The sequence below is a fragment of the Lactobacillus sp. A27 genome, from assembly GCF_016742815.1.
In the GTDB taxonomy this organism is placed as follows: Bacteria; Bacillota; Bacilli; order Lactobacillales; family Lactobacillaceae; genus Lactobacillus; species Lactobacillus gallinarum.
The window spans coordinates 1-228 of the sequence record NZ_JAEHNT010000127.1; the positions used below are offsets into that span (position 1 = coordinate 1).

A 228-nucleotide genomic window follows, 5' to 3' on the forward strand; every position below is an offset into this window, starting at 1 on the left:
AGCAGATCATACACTGGTTTAAAGTAGTATTGACTGCTTTTCAAATCCCAATAATTTAACATCTGTCTTGAAACTTTTAGTCCCATCTTCTTCCAGTCGCTTTCTTGGCGATAGTCCGGCACCTTCATTTCATATTTTTGATAGAGTGAATGAGCGATGAGTGAAGCTGAACCTAGACCATGGTTTAGGGGAGCTTTAGGTACTGCAGCTTTAATGATCTTGTCGCTA

The 228-nt window shown here is 39.9% G+C and carries 1 protein-coding gene; it reads right to left on the bottom strand.

Annotated elements, in window-relative coordinates; all coding sequences use genetic code 11:
• Positions 1-228, bottom strand: a 228-nt coding sequence (locus tag JEM49_RS10300) for an IS66 family transposase (protein ID WP_201874944.1), incomplete at both ends; no start/stop codon positions are given.